General features: G+C 46.6%; 14 protein-coding genes. 11 read left to right on the forward strand and 3 right to left on the reverse strand.

Going from position 1 to position 16634, the window contains the following annotated elements; all coding sequences use genetic code 11:
* From M3629_RS26510 to M3629_RS26545, 8 genes are all read left to right on the forward strand, one after another.
* On the forward strand, positions 1-1622 hold a 1622-nt coding region (locus M3629_RS26510), incomplete at its 5' end, for an S-layer homology domain-containing protein (RefSeq protein ID WP_251511733.1).
* Positions 1623-1940: 318 nt separating this feature from the next.
* Positions 1941-2780, forward strand: coding sequence for a 5-dehydro-4-deoxy-D-glucuronate isomerase (gene kduI, locus M3629_RS26515; protein ID WP_251511735.1), 840 nt, complete (start codon positions 1941-1943; stop codon positions 2778-2780).
* Positions 2781-2803: 23 nt separating this feature from the next.
* Positions 2804-3562 (forward strand): DeoR/GlpR family DNA-binding transcription regulator, encoded by a 759-nt coding sequence (locus M3629_RS26520; protein WP_251511737.1) that lies wholly within the window; start codon positions 2804-2806, stop codon positions 3560-3562.
* Between the two features lie 80 nt (positions 3563-3642).
* Positions 3643-4395 carry a 2-dehydro-3-deoxy-D-gluconate 5-dehydrogenase KduD gene (gene kduD, locus M3629_RS26525; protein WP_090924445.1) on the forward strand — a complete coding sequence of 251 codons (753 nt, stop codon included), beginning with the start codon at positions 3643-3645 and terminating at the stop codon, positions 4393-4395.
* A 40-nt stretch (positions 4396-4435) separates the two neighbouring features.
* Positions 4436-5287, forward strand: a complete 852-nt coding sequence (locus M3629_RS26530) for a sugar phosphate isomerase/epimerase family protein (RefSeq protein WP_251511740.1) — start codon at positions 4436-4438, stop codon at positions 5285-5287.
* A 342-nt stretch (positions 5288-5629) separates the two neighbouring features.
* Positions 5630-6937 (forward strand): homocysteine synthase, encoded by a 1308-nt coding sequence (locus M3629_RS26535; protein WP_154891739.1) that lies wholly within the window; start codon positions 5630-5632, stop codon positions 6935-6937.
* A 706-nt stretch (positions 6938-7643) separates the two neighbouring features.
* Positions 7644-9719 carry a heavy metal translocating P-type ATPase gene (locus tag M3629_RS26540; protein WP_251511743.1) on the forward strand — a complete coding sequence of 692 codons (2076 nt, stop codon included), beginning with the start codon at positions 7644-7646 and terminating at the stop codon, positions 9717-9719.
* A gap of 140 nt (positions 9720-9859) precedes the next feature.
* A complete protein-coding gene (locus tag M3629_RS26545) occupies positions 9860-10669 on the forward strand; it encodes an alpha/beta fold hydrolase (protein ID WP_154960170.1) in 810 nt (269 codons plus the stop codon).
* A 143-nt stretch (positions 10670-10812) separates the two neighbouring features.
* Here the strand turns inward: M3629_RS26545 and M3629_RS26550 are convergent, their stop codons facing one another.
* Entirely contained in the window at positions 10813-11544 is a 732-nt protein-coding gene (locus tag M3629_RS26550) for a ZIP family metal transporter (protein WP_090924449.1), read from the reverse strand.
* A 257-nt stretch (positions 11545-11801) separates the two neighbouring features.
* Between M3629_RS26550 and trxB the strand changes: the two genes are divergently transcribed.
* Positions 11802-12743: a thioredoxin-disulfide reductase gene (gene trxB, locus M3629_RS26555; RefSeq protein ID WP_090924450.1), complete on the forward strand. Its 942-nt coding sequence runs from the start codon at positions 11802-11804 to the stop codon at positions 12741-12743.
* A 90-nt stretch (positions 12744-12833) separates the two neighbouring features.
* Positions 12834-13064, forward strand: coding sequence for a glutaredoxin family protein (locus tag M3629_RS26560; protein WP_090924451.1), 231 nt, complete (start codon positions 12834-12836; stop codon positions 13062-13064).
* Between the two features lie 293 nt (positions 13065-13357).
* On the opposite strand, the gene M3629_RS26565 is transcribed toward M3629_RS26560, so the two are convergent.
* Both M3629_RS26565 and M3629_RS26570 read right to left on the reverse strand, forming a co-directional pair.
* Complete coding sequence (locus M3629_RS26565; RefSeq protein WP_090924452.1) at positions 13358-13555, reverse strand: hypothetical protein; 198 nt, start codon at positions 13553-13555, stop codon at positions 13358-13360.
* 152 nt (positions 13556-13707) lie between these two features.
* Entirely contained in the window at positions 13708-14871 is a 1164-nt protein-coding gene (locus M3629_RS26570) for an ROK family transcriptional regulator (protein WP_154960168.1), read from the reverse strand.
* 213 nt (positions 14872-15084) lie between these two features.
* Between M3629_RS26570 and xylA the strand changes: the two genes are divergently transcribed.
* Positions 15085-16401: a xylose isomerase gene (xylA, locus tag M3629_RS26575; protein ID WP_090924454.1), complete on the forward strand. Its 1317-nt coding sequence runs from the start codon at positions 15085-15087 to the stop codon at positions 16399-16401.
* The last annotated feature ends 233 nt before the right edge of the window (positions 16402-16634 follow it).

Here is a 16634-nt window from a genome sequence, read left to right on the forward strand (position 1 = left end):
TACCGCTCACCGATTTTGCGAGTACAGCGAAAACGAGTACAAGTGCAAGCTTTAGCTGGACAGCAGCGAGCGGAGCAATAGGGATTGTGATTGAACAATCGCCAGCAGGCACGAATACGTGGACTACGGCCTCTACAAGCGGAGCCCTTGCGTCCAATGCCACAAGTGCAACCGTAACAGGATTGAACCCGGCAACGTCATATAATTTCCGCCTCGTAGTCGCTGGCGGCGCGAATGCCGGTACATCGAACGTTGTCTCGAACATCACGACGGATAATGCACCGAACGTGCCTAACAACCCTAACGTACCAAGTTCGCCGACTAGTTCGATAAATAGCGGTTCTGGTAGCATCGCTCCTTCAAGCGGCACTACTGGAGTAGACATTCTTGTTAACGGGAAAGTGGAGAGTGCGGGTACAGCCACGACATCGCAACGCAACAATCAAAGCGTGACCACGATATCCGTCGACCAGAACAAGCTGGACAACAAGCTTGCATCGGAAGGTTCAGGAGCCGTAGTGACTTTACCGGTTAATACGAAATCGGATATTGTGATTGGTGAATTGAACGGTCAGATGATTAAAAATCTGGAAAACTATAGTGCAACATTGGAGATTAGAACAGCCCGAGCAACATATACCTTGCCAGCTCAACAAATAAATATTAATGCCCTATCCGCCCAATTGGGTAAAGAGTTGAACCTGCAAGACATCAAAGTTCGCATTGAAATTGCCGCTCCAATAACGGATATGATGCAAGTGGTAGACCAAGCGGCAGGGAAGATTGGGCTCACGCTCGTTGCTCCACCGACGGATTTCAAGATTAGCGCAACATATGGAAGTACGACCATTGACGTATCAAAATTTAACGCATATGTTGAAAGAAGCGTTGCTCTTCCGAACGGTATTGATCCGAATAAGATCACAACAGGCTTGGTGGTAGAGCCGGATGGATCGGTAAGGCATGTACCAACCAAAGTGATTTTCAAGGAGGGAATGTATTACGCTCAGATCAACAGTTTAACAAACAGCACTTATAGCGTTGTCTGGCACCCACTAGAATTCAGTGATGTTGCAAAGCACTGGGCTAAAGAAGCTGTGAACGATATGGGTTCCCGAATGATTGTCAACGGTACCGGCAATGAACAGTTCAATCCCGACCAAGATATTACACGTGCCGAATTCGCAGCCAGCATTGTTCGAGGACTGGGACTTAAACTTGAGAACGAGACTACGCTTTTCTCGGACGTTAAGTCTTCCGATTGGTACAGCAGTGTAATTAGTACGGCTTATGCATACGAATTGCTTGATGGCTATCCAGATGGTACCTTCCGTCCGATGGATAAGATTACACGTGAACAGGCAATGGTGATCCTTTCCAAGGCAATGACTCTGACCAGATTGAAGGAAAAGCAGCCTGTACAATCGACAGATGGAATACTTCATTCATTCCAAGATGCGGCTAGTGTCTCTCAGTGGGCACAAAGTAGCGTTATGGAAAGTGTACAAGCAGGCATCATATCTGGCAGAAGTGCCACAGCACTTGTACCTAAGGCTTATATTACAAGAGCTGAGGTAGCCACGATTATCCGGAAGCTTCTTCAAAAGTCCGAATTGATCTAATGTAAATACAGTTCTATTCATCAAGTGATCTAAAAAAAGAGAGTTGACTAAAAAAGGGTGATCTCTGCATCTTGCAGAAATCATCTTTTTTTCGTAGTGAGTTTTATTGTTACTGGAGTCACAGGTTTTACTAGAAATAGCCAACACAATTCAGTGATTTGGTTGAATCATAAAAATAAGGGTACACAAATGATAGGAAATGAACTAAAATGAACTCATATGAACTTTAATAAACATAGTGAACTTCATTGAATGCCACAAAGCCACAATGGGTTCAACTCTAAACTTAATTCACAAGACGAAAGGAATGGATTACAAATGGAAAACCGTTATGCAGCACACCCGAATGAAGTAAAAACGTATGATACAGCTCGTTTGCGTGAGGAATTCCTTATGGAGCAATTGTTTGCCAAAGACGAACTGGTGACGGTGTACTCTCATGTGGATCGTTACATTGTCGGAACTGCAGTTACACAGAGCAAGGACATCACTCTTGAAGTCAACTTGAAAGATATCGGAACGGACTTTTTCCTGGAGCGCCGTGAAATCGGTATCATTAACGTGGGTGGACAAGGTACAGTAACAGCGGACGGAGAAGCTTATGAAATTGGAGCCAAAGAATGCCTCTACATCGGTAAAGGGGTTAAGGAAGTGGTATTCAAGAGCAATGGCACAGATCAGGCGGCTCAGTTCTACTTTGTTTCTACACCAGCTCACCATACCTATCCAACGGTAAAAGCAACTCAAGAGCAAGCACAGCCGAACCACCTCGGCAGCATTGAAACTTCCAACGAACGTACCATCTACCGTTACATTCACCAAGGTGAAGGCGGGATCAAGAGCTGTCAGCTCGTTATGGGTATCACAGAGTTGAACACAGGTAACATGTGGAACACGATGCCGGCACATACGCATAACCGCCGCTCCGAAGTGTACCTGTACTGGAACCTGCCTGAAGATGGCGTTGTATTCCATATGATGGGTGAGCCAACGGAAACGCGTCACCTGGTTGTACGTGATCGTCAGGCGATCATCTCTCCAAGCTGGTCTATTCACAGCGGTGTGGGCACAAGCAACTACACTTTCTGCTGGGCAATGGCTGGAGAAAACCAAACGTTCGAAGACATGGACGGCGTAGCAATGAAGGATCTGAAATAAGAAAGAAATAGGAAGTTGATTAGATGAATCCATTGAAACGACATGAAAAGATCATGGAGGCTCTGCTGGAACGCCAGGAGGTCACGGTTAGTGACCTGAGCGAACTGTTGCAGGTGACTGGCAAAACGGTGCGAGAGGATCTCGACAAGCTGGAGAGTATGGGATTGCTTGTGCGTGTACATGGCGGAGCTATGCTGGCTCAGAATGACCAATATGGGATTCTGAACAGCCGCGGGGCACTGGAGAAACACCAGTCCGAGAAAACCGAGATTGCCGAACGAGCCCTTGCGTACATTAAGCCCGGAGATATTGTAGCACTGGATGGTGGCAGTACCACGCTAGAGATGGCCAAGCGGCTCGATAACCAGCCGCTGACGGTGATCACAAGTGATTTGTACATCATTGCAGAGCTGACGAAAAAGGAACAGGTGCGACTGGTCGTTCCTGGTGGAGCGCGTGTGCGTAATATGCTGGTGGGTGAAGATACGGCGGCATTTATTTCCGGTCTGAACATTCACAAAGCCTTCATTTCAACAACGGCGCTTCATCCAGAATTTGGCCTATCCATCTATACCGGGGATTTGGTTCCTCTGAAGAAAGCAATGATTGCTGCTGCACAGCAGGTATTTGGCGTAGTGGATCATTACAAATTCGGGCAATTTGCACTCCGTACCTTCGCACAGTGCTCTGAACTGGATTATATTATCAGCGACAGGAATCTGGACGAAGAGACAGCGGCTTTATACAGGCAGAGTGGTGTCAACGTGGATTACAAAAGTTAACTTCATGTATTTTTAACTGAATGAAATAACGAACGATACAGTTGTAATTTGCATATCAAAGACATGTGGAGGAAATGTTCATGAACCCATTTGATTTAAGCGGACAAGTTGCAATGGTGACAGGTACTTCAGGAGGACTCGGGCAAGGAATGGCCGTTGGCCTCGCTGAAGCGGGGGCAGATGTAGTGCTGGTGTCTTACTCCAAACCGGCGGAGACGGCAAGTGCAATTGAAGCACTGGGACGTAAAGCGTATATCATCGAAGCTGATCTAAGCAAGGAAGAGGAACTGTCAGCTGTGTTTGAAAAAGCGCTTGCTTTCCAAGGCAGAATTGATATTCTCGTCAACAATGCTGGCATTATTCGTCGTACTCCGGCAGCGGATCACGCACATCAGGATTGGCATGATGTCATCGCGTTGAACCTGAACAGTGTGTTTTTCCTGAGCCAGCTGGCGGGTAGACATATGATTGAACGTGGAAGTGGCAAAATCATTAACATTGCATCGATGCTTTCCTACCAAGGTGGCATTAATGTTCCAGGATATACGGCTAGTAAACACGGCGTTGCCGGGTTGACGAAAGCTCTGGCTAATGAATGGGCTGGCAAAGGCATTCAGATTAACGGTATCGCTCCAGGTTATATGGAAACGGATAATACAACCCAAATTCGAGCGGACGAGAACCGTTACCGTGATATTACGGCACGTATTCCAGCAGGTCGCTGGGGAACACCTGAGGACTTGAAAGGTCCAGTGGTGTTCCTGGCTTCTGCCGCATCGGATTATTTGAATGGTCACGTACTGAATGTAGACGGCGGTTGGATGGCGCGTTAATCCGTCATCTGAGATCCGTTTTGCAGAAGGAGGCAATGAGATGAAACTTGGTGTTTTGGCCCATACGTTTGGTAAACGGCCTACAGCTGACCTGGCGCAAATCATTGCGGACAACGGATTCAACTCCGTGCAACTGGCTCTTGCCAAAGCATTGTCGGACATGGATTCAGCGAATGGCAAATTGAGTCCTGGATTCGCTAATGAGGTAGGAGAACAATTTGCCAGCCGCGGGGTGAAAATTGCCGTTCTAGGCTGTTATATCAACCCAATCGATCCCGATCCGGTAAGCCGTCGCGTAGACATTAACCGATTTAAAGAACATCTGCGTTATGCACGGGACTTTGGCTGTAGTATGGTTGCAACGGAGACGGGTGAACGAACGACGTATAAGGATTCTCATCCAGACACATATGATGAAAAATCATGGAGTGTTCTGAAGGACACACTGGAGGAAATCACGGAAGAAGCCGAGAAATGGGGCGTACATGCTGCCATTGAACCCGTGGCGACCCATACGCTTCATACGCATGAACATATGACCCGGTTGTTTGAAGAAATTCCGTCATCCAATCTGGGCATGTTGTTTGATCCGTGTAATCTGATCAAACAGCATCATACAGCAGATCAAGGAGCTTTTCTGCGTGAAGTAATGGAGAAGCTGTATGAGAAAATCATCGTTATTCATGCAAAAGATGTAGCATTCAATACACAGGGTGAGAAGTATAATCCTGTCCCTGGAGCAGGAATTCTGGATTATCCGTTATTCTTCGAATTACTCAAGACGTATAAACCGCACATTGATATCTCGCTGGAAGGTGTGAATGCAGAAGAGGCTGTGCCTGCTGCCAAGCATCTGCGAACGGTATGGGACGCTGTGAAGGTTAACCACTAATGAGTTGAATGAGTGTTAGAGACTCCGGTCAGCGGTCAGTTTATTTAGATAATGAACGTTTATGCTAAATGATGAAGCTGCAAAAATGTAATGAGAGCTTGGAAGAAGTTCTAACGATGAATGAACTAAAAAACCTTTGCTACGGCGAAGGTTTTTTTAGTACAGCAGTATAGTATTTACATATACATATTTCTTATCGGAAAAATCGGAAATAACTCTTTTCAAAACCGACATCTTGTGAGAGAATATGGAAAACATAAGCCGCCATGATGAGACATCAAGAAGCCAGTAATTGAGATCAGGATGCACAAGAATGCATATATCAAGGGAGGATTCAGAATTATGTCAAACGAACGTGAGCTTTCATTTGAAACATTAGCTATTCATGCAGGTCAAGAGATTGACCCAACAACCCAATCTAGAGCTGTACCTTTGTACCAGACAACATCTTATGGATTCCGTGATACGGAGCATGCTGCTAATCTGTTTGGTTTGAAAGAGTTTGGCAACATCTATACACGTCTAATGAATCCAACAACGGATGTATTCGAACAGCGGATTGCGGCATTGGAAGGTGGAGCAGGTGCATTGGCTACGGCTTCGGGTCAAGCAGCCATTACGTTCTCATTGCTGAATATCGCTGGTGCTGGCGATGAGATTGTGTCCTCGGCAAGTCTGTATGGGGGTACGTATAACCTGTTCTCAACCACGCTGCCGAAATTAGGACTTGATGTGAAATTCGTAGATTCCAGTGATCCGGAGAACTTCCGTGCGGCGATTACGGAGAAAACAAAAGCGTTGTACGCTGAAACGATTGGTAACCCGAAAGGTAACGTACTTGACATTGAAGCCGTGGCAGCAATTGCCCATGAACACGGGATTCCTCTGATCGTGGATAACACGTTCCCAAGCCCGTATTTGCTTCGTCCAATTGAACATGGAGCGGACATTGTCGTTCACTCGGCGACCAAGTTCATTGGCGGGCATGGTACATCTATCGGTGGTGTCATCGTGGACAGTGGTAAATTCGACTGGAAAGCAAGCGGCAAATTCCCGGGACTGACTGAACCGGACCCAAGTTATAACGGGGTTGTGTACACAGAAGCGGTTGGCCCGATTGCTTATATTATCAAAGCACGTGTACAGTTGCTACGTGATTTGGGAGCGTCCATTTCACCATTTAACTCCTGGCTGTTGGTACAAGGTTTGGAGACATTGCATCTTCGCGTGGAACGTCATAGTAGCAATGCGCTGGCAGTTGCAGAGTATCTGGAGAAACATGAGGATGTCCTGTGGGTGAGCTATGCAGGTCTGCCAAGTCATCCATCCTATGAGCTTGCGCAGAAGTATCTGCCAAGAGGCCAAGGTGCGATTCTGACATTTGGCATCAAAGGCGGTGTAGAGGCAGGGCGTAAATTGATCGAAAGCGTGAAACTGTTCTCCCACCTCGCTAACGTTGGCGATTCCAAGTCATTGATCATCCACCCGGCAAGCACAACCCATGCTCAATTGACGGAAGAAGAACAAACAGCAGCTGGCGTAAATCCGGAATTGATTCGTCTGTCCATTGGTACGGAGAACATTCAGGATATCATCTATGATCTGGAACAGGCGATTAAAGCAAGCCAAGGTGCAAGTGTTGGTGCGTAAAAGTAAGGTACAATTGTAGGTGTATCCAAGCATGTAAAATGGAGTAGAGCGATGTAACTGAATTAAAGTAGTGTAACAGAAAAGCATAAAGTACATTGAAAGGTCAGAACCGCGTTCAGCAGGCTTTGGCCTTTTTGTATGGAGACTTCTTGGTGTGAAGAGCCTGCGGTGAGTACCTAGCGAAGGAGCATGTCTTTGTCTTTTTGTAATTTGGTCAAGTGTGGTGAGAAAGTAGCGCTAACGATCGCCACGGAGCGTATTTGCCTCTTTTTGCCGAGATTTAAAATCTAACGATCAGCAGAGACGTTACTTATCTATTTTTAAGCATTTGAGGGCGAGAAATGGGTTAAATGCAAAAAATAGCGTTTCTAGTGATCGTTAGCATTAAAAATGATGCATTTTCGATGAAATAAGGTTCCTCATGATCGTTAGCCTAAAACACCCATTTACAAATGAACAGCATAGGCATATAATTGAGCTAAAGTTGTATTGAGTAAACATAATTGCATAAGCGCAAAAATGATTATCATTCTCACTGGATAACACATCTAATGAAAGTGCCAAATCACCTCTAAACCATGCTGCTGCGGGATTCCCGCAGCAGCATGTGCCATTTTTAGGGCAATAACAATGGCTCTCATTCTCAATACAACTGGGGTTCATGCAGTCAGATGAGAACAAAACCTCCGAAAGGAACGTGATTTATATGCAAGCGATACATCAGCCTTTACAAGGGAAACAGCAAGCCAAGCAACAATCGGCCCATACTCCTGGACCCAAACGGGGCAAGAAACCGAATTTCCGCGCGATGCTACAGAACAGGGAAATGCGGGCAGCGCTAGGCAGTGGTATCATGATGCTGATTGCATGGGGAATAGCACCTTATTTTGCCACGTTGTCAGTGATGCTCTACATTGCCGCTTATGGGATTGGCGGCTGGAAGAAGGCCAAAGAAGGTATCGAGACTTTGGTTAAGAATCGTGATCTGGACGTTAACTTGCTAATGATTGCCGCATCACTTGGAGCGGCGACAATTGGTTATTGGAATGAAGGCGCGATGCTAATCTTTATTTTTGCCCTTAGTGGAGCATTGGAAAGCTACGCCACGGAGCGCAGTCACAAAGACATTTCATCTTTGCTGGCACTTAAACCGGAGACGGCACTGCGGATCGAGGATGGACAAATGAATGTCGTGGCGATTGAAGATTTACAACCGGGGGATCTGCTACTCGTGAAGCCAGGCGAGCTGATTCCTGCGGATGGAGTTGTTTATCGGGGAAGTTCTTTTATCAATCAATCGTCGATTACCGGGGAATCGATGCCAGTAGATAAGAGTGCAGGGGACGAAGTTTACGCTGGTACAGTGAATGGTGAGGGGGCGTTATATGTTGAAGTCACCAAGTCGGCCGAGGGCTCACTATTCGGAAAAATCATCAAGCTGGTGGAGGAAGCGCAAGCCGAGGTACCGGATTCGCAACGTTTTATGGAACGTTTTGAAGGTATCTATGCACGAATTGTTGTAGGTGTTACGCTTCTTGTTATTGTGGGAGCACCACTGCTCTTGGGATGGACGTGGAATGAAGCTTTTTACAAAGCCATGGTCTTTCTTGTCGTGGCATCACCTTGTGCACTGGTGTCTTCCATCATGCCTGTGATGCTGTCTGCAATGTCCAGCAGCGCTCGCCGCGGGATTTTGTTCAAGGGAGGGGCGCATATGGAGAATATTGCTCATACCCGAGTGGTCGCTTTTGACAAAACAGGCACGCTCACGATGGGAACTCCCAAAGTAACGGATATCCTAACTGCACCGAGCGTAAGCAGAGAGCAATTATTGTCCGCAGTGGCGTCTGTTGAAAATCTCTCGATGCATCCCCTTGCTCGGGCTATCGTGGAACAGGCGAGTAAAGAAAACTTACCTCTACAAGAGGCAGAGCATGTGCAGTCTATTACAGGACACGGCATTCAAGGAAGCATAAATGGCGTCGTGTGGAAGATTGGGCGGCTGGATGGAACAGTTTGGGCACAAGAGATACAAGAGAAGCAGACGATGGAACAGATGGGAGCCGCGATAACAATGGCTGTAATGTCGAACGGAGAATTAAAGAATGGCAAAGCTGTGGAGTCTATAGCCAATGATGTACTCGTAAACGGTGAAGCAGACTGGGAAGCGGTATGTGCCCGACTGGAGCAGGAAGGCAAAACGATATCTGTTGTAACTGTCAATGGTGAGTTTGCGGGTTTGATTGCGATGCGGGATATGATCCGTCCACAGGCGGTTGAAGCTGTGAAGAAGCTGGAGAGTATGGGTGTCAAAGTAGCGATGTTAACCGGTGATCGTGCCCGTTCAGCTTCGGTCATTGCCGGTGAAACCGGGGTTAGTCTGGTCTATGCTGATCTGCTACCTGAAGATAAGGTCACACAGGTGCAAGCGCTCCGTGAGCAATATGGTCATGTGCTGATGGTTGGTGACGGGGTTAATGATGCGCCTGCGCTTGCGGCAGCAACGGTGGGGATGGGCATGGGGTTATCAGGCAGTGGGACAGCAATTGAAGTGGCCGATGCGGTGCTTATGAATGATAATATCGAAGAGATTGCTTGGGTAATCGAGCAAGCTCGGCGAGCCGAACGCACGGTGAAGCATAATATGTGGTTTGCCATTACAGTTATTTTAGCGTTAATCGCAGGTAACTTCTTACAAGATATTGCTTTACCACTTGGAGTGGTTGGTCATGAAGGCAGTACCATTTTGGTGATTCTGAATGGACTTCGACTGTTGCGTTAAGTGGGGCTTTAACGCACAGTGCCCCAGCAGCTCCCGTTTGAACCTGTTGTCAGAGGGTAATAGGCGAAGAGACGATACAATGTAATGCAATGTATCTCACTGACGATAATTACTTTTAACGATAAAGGGAGCTGTGAACAATGGGCCGTTATGTACAAGTTGAACCGAATGTAAAAGTATATGTTGAAGATATTGGTGAAGGGACTCCGGTACTGTTTTTGCACGGCTGGCCTGTCAATTATAAAATGTTTGAATACCAATTGAATGTGCTACCGAACCACGGCATTCGTACCATTGCAATGGATTTCAGAGGTTATGGTTTATCCGATAAGCCGTCTACTGGATATGATTATGACCGCATGGCAGACGATGTTCGTGCTGTTATTGACGACCTGGGGCTGACAGATGCCATACTCGCTGGTTTCTCCATGGGTGGTGCTATCGCGGCACATTATATGGCGCGTCATCAGGGACACGGAGTATCGAAGCTGGCACTGCTGTCGGCGGCGGCACCTGTATTTACGCAGCGTGAAGGTTATCCGTACGGTTTAACGCCGGATGAGCTGAATGAGCAGATTATTGAGCCGATTTTCACGGATCGTGCGAAGCTACTGGATACGTTCGGCGGAATGTTTTTTGCGAAGAAGCACAGCCAGCCTTTCATGCAATGGTTCCATGCACTAGGCATGGAAGCTTCGTCTTATGGTACGATTAACAGTGCGATGGCGTTGCGTGATGAGGATTTGCGCGGGGAATTGGAAACGATCCAGGTGCCTACAGCCATTTTCCACGGTAAAAAAGACGAAATCTGTCCGTTCGAATTCGCTGAAGAGATGCACAAAGCGATCCCTTCGGCTGAAATGGTTGTGTTTGAAGAGAGTGGACACGGTGCCTTTTACGATGAGTTGGAAAAATTCAATGCTGAACTAATTCGATTTATTCAATCTTGATCGTTTAAATAAAAAGAAAATATAAATTGCTTTACAGATGATTTCAGCAATTTCAGTAATTTCATGGAATCTTCATTTGTGGCTAAAAAAAGAACCCGACTTCAGCATCCGCTGTGGTCCGGGTTCTTTTGCCTTTCACCCATCTAGAACAGTTCGGTTAGTCCGATCATCGTAATCAGACCAAACAAGAAGGAGATCGTAGCTGCGCGTGCATTGCCGTCACCATGACTCTCAGGGATGAGCTCTTTATAAACGATAAACATCATTGCACCTGCTGCGAACGCGAGACCGTAAGGCACCAGTCCGGCAACAAGACTACTGAGTGTATATCCGATCATGGCCGTTATAATCTCTACAGCTCCAGTCAGTGTGGCGATGCCAAGAGCCTTGAAGCGGCCAATGTTCTGATTGACGAGAAAGAGAGCGACCAGGAAGCCTTCCGGTGCATTTTGCAAACCGATAGAAAAGGCAATCAGGTTTCCTAAGTTTTCATCCGTACTTGCATAACTTACACCGACAGACAAGCCTTCCGGCAAGTTATGCATCGTAATGGCTGCGATAATCATGAAGGCTTTGCCTTCAATTTTAAAAGGCATCTTTTCGGGGTTTTCCAGATCTACGTGTGGAATCCGCATCTCCAGCACCAGCAGAACCAAGCTGCCGAGCATAATGCCAAAAGCAAGAACAAATAAATTAGACTGTCCCAGTGCTTCGGGAATGAGATTGTACACCGAGGCTGAGGTCATAATACCCGCTGCGTAAGCGAGTAGAATGTCGCGCAGACGATGTGATATTTTACGCATAAATAAGATCGGTACGGCTCCAAGTCCGGTCGACATGGCCGAAATAATACTGCCGAGTAGAGCGTCGTTCATGCTTCCATTTTCCCTCCTGATGAAGACTTCTTCATAATCGCTGCCGAGCATTGACACCGTACATAAAAGAGATCATAATGAACAACAGATTAGAATGATTATAAATTAGAATTCCGTTTCTGCATAGGTGAATCGTCATATTCGTAGGCAGCTCTTATGGACATGATGTGGGCTATCCGTTCTAGTGTATGCAAAGGCTCGTGCTTTTGATGCCGGAGAACCTGATCTTTTTGCAGAACCTGGGGGAGGAACTATACATGTATAAATCAATTATTATCGGAACAGGCCCTGCAGGGCTGACAGCAGCAATCTATCTGGCACGTGCCAACTTGAACCCACTCGTTATTGAAGGACCGCAACCGGGTGGACAACTTACAACAACGACAGAAGTGGAAAACTTCCCGGGTTTCCCTGATGGCATCATGGGCCCTGAACTGATGGACAACATGCGTAAACAAGCGGAGCGTTTTGGCGCAGAATTCCGTACGGGCTGGGTAAACAACATCGACATGAGCGAGCGTCCTTTCAAAATTCAAGTCGAAGGTATGGGCGAACTCGTATCCGAAACGTTGATTCTGTCTACAGGCGCATCTGCTAAATATTTGGGTATCCCAGGAGAAGAAACAAACGTGGGCCGCGGTGTCAGCACATGTGCGACATGTGACGGATTCTTCTTCCGTAATAAAGAAATTATCGTTATTGGCGGTGGCGATTCCGCACTGGAAGAAGCAAGCTTCCTGTCCCGTTTCGGTTCCAAAGTAACACTGGTGCACCGTCGTGAAGAACTGCGTGGCTCCAAAATCATGCAAGATCGTGCACGCAGCAACGAGAAAGTAGAAATGGCACTGAACCGCACACCACTTGAAGTGATTGCTGGCGACAACGGCGTAACTGGACTGAAAGTGCTTAACAACGCAACTGGTGAAGAAGAAGTGATTCCGGCAAGCGGCGTATTTGTAGCGATTGGTCACACACCAAACACAGGTTTCTTGGGTGGTCAGATTACTACAGACGAGCATGGTTACATTTTGACAACTCCAGGTACTTCTGAGACAAACATTCCAGGCGTATTCGCATGTGGTGACGTTCAGGATACACGTTACAAACAAGCCATTACCGCTGCAGGTAGCGGATGTATGGCTGCAATGGACACCGAGAAATTCATTGAAAGCCTGGAGCACAGCGCAGTAGCGTTGTAATTCGGAAAGCCCGATGTTTAAACAGTGCTTCATTTAGCTTATAAATAATTAACCATATATAACAAATAATAATTCTGAGGTGAACTAAACATGGAAAACGTAATTGTATACACATCCACGAACTGCCCGAACTGCAAATCCGTCAAGACTTTCCTGGCTGATAAAGGTATTGCTTACGAAGAGCGCAACATCGAAACAAGCGACGAGTTCGCACAACAAGTATGGGATATGGGCGTACGTGCAGTTCCTTTGACTGTAATCGGTGAACACCGCATTCTGGGTATGAATAAAACACAATTTGCTAAAGCATTGGACGCTTAATTCATGCTTGGCTAGCTATGGTTGCTGGCTATGTAGTTTAACAGAATTGAAGCTATTCCGGTTCGCGCGAGCCGTTTGAATATAGAAGTTAGATTGGGAAGGGACCGTACCGTATAAGGTACGGTCTTTTTTTAATTAATCTGATGTTGAAAGGAATGGGATGAAAACAAAAAGAAGACGCGTAAGACAACGTCTGGACTTGAGGACATTGCGCATAAGCGTCTCCTTTTTAGTCGGAGCAACATCATTTGCCTTTGAGTATAGGAGTACATTCAAGCGTAAAGAATTCTCCGCTAGAAAAAAATACTCATGCATGTCTGAAATACGACATACACCAGTAAGCCTGACAGCATGTACATGAGACCAGCCTTCTTTTTGCTCTGAAAAAAACGAAGTATGCCTAGGCTGAACAGGGGCGCAAGCACAATCAGGAACAGGAGTACGGTGACAAATACTGGCGCCGAGATATCTGATGTATCCACGTAGGTCACGAGTTTCACTCCGTTTCATTATCGGATAACACGGCAACGAGAACGCTGCCATGACAAAAATCACATAATCTCATTATACCTCTGGATTTCTTTAACAAAAAGGGAGGAAATGGGGCGAAATCTTGTCAATTTTAATGATTTTTAGCTAAATATTAAACAGATACCCTTACATTACCTAAAAATTGGGATATTGCAGAATAAGCAGCCCCTATTCGAGTCGAACGGCTACCAAGTGCAGCCCATTCCACTTGCAGACTTCGACGGTGATAAGGCAGAGTACGTTCCTCGACCACCTGTTTGAGGGCTGATTCAATCCAAGGTTTAGCTTCCGAAAGCGGCCCGCCAATAATAATACGCTCCGGGTTGAAGCTATTTACGATGTTGGTAATGCCAACGCCCAGCTTGCGTCCGATGATATTGTATAAGGCGATCACGTCCTGATGTCCGTTCTGGGCGTGTTCAATCAGTTCTTTGGTCGTATGTGCAGGCAGGTGCTGCTGATCCGGGTGTTCGTATACTTTTTCCGAAGCATATAACTCCCAGCATCCCCGATTACCGCAAGAACAAGGCAGACCCTCTGCTTCAATGGACATATGTCCAGTCTCACCCGCGTAACCCCACGCACCCTTATATAATTCACCATCAACCATAATGCCTGAACCAATCCCGATTCCTGCACTGATATAGATCAGATGACGCACACCAACACCTGCACCAAAGTTTAATTCGCCCCGTGCTCCCGCGTTGGCCTCATTATCAATGGTGACAGGCAGGTTGAAGCTTTCTTCCATCATGGATCGCAAAGGCACCATCTCCCACTTCAAGTTGGGCGCAAACAGTACGGTTCCTTGCTCATCCACCATCCCTGGAACACCGATGCCTATGCCAATTACTCCATGCGGAGAGGGGGGAGCCTGCTTTATCAGGTGACTAGCGGCCAGCTTTAATTGTTCAAATACAGACGTTGCATCGTGCTGCTCCAGGTCGATGGCATATTCAGCAACGATATGTCCTTCAAGGTCGGTGAGTACTCCCTTCAAACGTGTTACGCTCAGTTCCAGACCTACAGCATATCCAGCCGTACCTCTAAAAAGCAGCATTAGCGGTTTACGTCCACCGCTGGATTCTCCTGGCCCAATCTCCTGCACCAACTCATCGCTGATCAGATCTGCTACCAGATTGGAAACCGTTGCTTTGTTGAGACCGGTTACTTCGGACAATTTCGCCCGGGAAAGGGGGGCATGACGGCGAATCGTATCCAGTACGATCGACTTGTTTATTTTTTTGACCAGCATCTGGTCTCCGGTAATTTTCATATCGATAAGGCACTCCTATTCTTTGTAACAAAGGATTTCATGACTATCCGCTAAGAAGCTATTCGACTATTATAGCGTAAACGAACTAGGAAAAAACAATTTTATTTTTACTTTGTTTAACCAATAGACAAAGTAAATCTGATGTGTTAGGATAACGGTGTAAACGATTTCTTAAACAAACTCTTTTAAAACTTTTGAGGAGGCATTTATCACATGGCCTATTTTGAATCCGTTAATAAGATTGCATTCGAAGGTAAAGATTCCAAGAATCCATTTGCTTTTAAACATTATAATCCACAAGAAGTTGTCGCTGGCAAGACGATGGAAGAACACTTCCGTTTCGGTATGGCTTACTGGCACACATTAACTGCAGGCGGTAGTGACCCGTTCGGTGCCGAAACAGCAGTACGTTCATGGGATAGCTACTCCGGTCTGGATAAAGCGAAAGTTCGTGTGGAAGCGGCTTTTGAATTTATGGAAAAAATGAATCTGCCATACTACTGTTTCCATGATGTAGACGTGGCTCCAGAAGGCGCATCACTGCGTGAATTCTACAGCAACATCGATACGATCGTTGATTTGCTGGAAGAGCACATGAAAGCAAGCGGCAAAAAGCTGTTGTGGAACACGGCTAACATGTTCTCCAACCCACGTTTCATGTTTGGTGCAGCATCCACTTGCAACGCAGACGTATATGCTCACGCAGCAGCGCAGATCAAAAAAGGTCTGGAAGTAGGTAAACGTCTCGGTGCAGAAAACTATGTTTTCTGGGGTGGCCGCGAAGGTTACGACACATTGCTGAACACGGACATGCAACTGGAGCAAGACAACATTGCTCGTATGTTCCACATGGCTGTTGACTATGCAAAAGAAATCGGCTTCGACGCTCAGTTCCTGATTGAGCCTAAACCTAAAGAGCCAACAAAACACCAATACGACTTCGACGCAGCAACTTCCATTGCGTTCTTGCAAAAATATGATCTCGACAAACAGTTCAAACTGAACCTTGAAGCGAACCATGCAACGCTGGCTGGTCACACATTTGATCATGAAATCCGCGTAGCACGTATCAACGGCATGCTCGGTTCCCTGGATGCGAACCAAGGCGATCTGCTGATTGGCTGGGATACGGACGAGTTCCCGGTTGATATGTATGATGCTACTCTGACCATGTACGAAGTGTTGAAAAACGGCGGTTTGGGCAAAGGTGGCGTAAACTTCGACGCGAAAGTTCGTCGTGGCTCCTTCGAACCTGAGGATCTGTTCCTGGCTCACATCGCAGGTATGGATACGTATGCGAAAGGTCTGAAAGTCGCTTCCAAGCTGATCGAAGACCGTGTATTCGATGAATTCATCGAGCAACGTTACAGCAGCTTCAACGAAGGCATCGGTGCAGAGGTTGTTGCAGGTAAAGCAACACTTGCTTCCCTCGCGGAGTATGCTTTGAACAACGAAAACCCACGCAAAAACCAATCCGGACGTCAGGAATTGCTGAGAGCAAAACTCAACCAATACATCCTGGCTGACTAGGGTGGGTCTGAAAACGCTGTAGGAAGCAGATTTTGCCGAATTTTCGTTCCAAACCAGGAAGTTTACCGCAGGCGTGCCGGGGCACGTCAAGGGAAAGTGACGCAGTATGGGGCGAAAAGGGGTAAAAGATGCACTTCAGTGGGTTTCAAGACACGCCCCGATAACAGTCTTAGAGGAAGAGTAGATTCATGTCCGAACGAACTGCCTATGGCTAGATCATTGCCGTAGATAAA

This window comes from Paenibacillus polysaccharolyticus, assembly GCF_023714295.1.
GTDB lineage: Bacteria > Bacillota > Bacilli > Paenibacillales > Paenibacillaceae > Paenibacillus > Paenibacillus polysaccharolyticus_A.

What these genes read in the sequence shown, in the direction of transcription:
- kduI (WP_251511735.1), top strand. Translation starts at nt 1,941, where the DNA reads ATGGAAAACCGTTATGCAGCACACCCGAATGAAGTAAAAACGTATGAT.
- M3629_RS26520 (WP_251511737.1), top strand. Translation starts at nt 2,804, where the DNA reads ATGAATCCATTGAAACGACATGAAAAGATCATGGAGGCTCTGCTGGAA.
- kduD (WP_090924445.1), top strand. Translation starts at nt 3,643, where the DNA reads ATGAACCCATTTGATTTAAGCGGACAAGTTGCAATGGTGACAGGTACT.
- M3629_RS26530 (WP_251511740.1), top strand. Translation starts at nt 4,436, where the DNA reads ATGAAACTTGGTGTTTTGGCCCATACGTTTGGTAAACGGCCTACAGCT.
- M3629_RS26535 (WP_154891739.1), top strand. Translation starts at nt 5,630, where the DNA reads ATGTCAAACGAACGTGAGCTTTCATTTGAAACATTAGCTATTCATGCA.
- M3629_RS26540 (WP_251511743.1), top strand. Translation starts at nt 7,644, where the DNA reads ATGCAAGCGATACATCAGCCTTTACAAGGGAAACAGCAAGCCAAGCAA.
- M3629_RS26545 (WP_154960170.1), top strand. Translation starts at nt 9,860, where the DNA reads ATGGGCCGTTATGTACAAGTTGAACCGAATGTAAAAGTATATGTTGAA.
- M3629_RS26550 (WP_090924449.1), bottom strand. Translation starts at nt 11,544, where the DNA reads ATGAACGACGCTCTACTCGGCAGTATTATTTCGGCCATGTCGACCGGA.
- trxB (WP_090924450.1), top strand. Translation starts at nt 11,802, where the DNA reads ATGTATAAATCAATTATTATCGGAACAGGCCCTGCAGGGCTGACAGCA.
- M3629_RS26560 (WP_090924451.1), top strand. Translation starts at nt 12,834, where the DNA reads ATGGAAAACGTAATTGTATACACATCCACGAACTGCCCGAACTGCAAA.
- M3629_RS26570 (WP_154960168.1), bottom strand. Translation starts at nt 14,871, where the DNA reads ATGAAAATTACCGGAGACCAGATGCTGGTCAAAAAAATAAACAAGTCG.
- xylA (WP_090924454.1), top strand. Translation starts at nt 15,085, where the DNA reads ATGGCCTATTTTGAATCCGTTAATAAGATTGCATTCGAAGGTAAAGAT.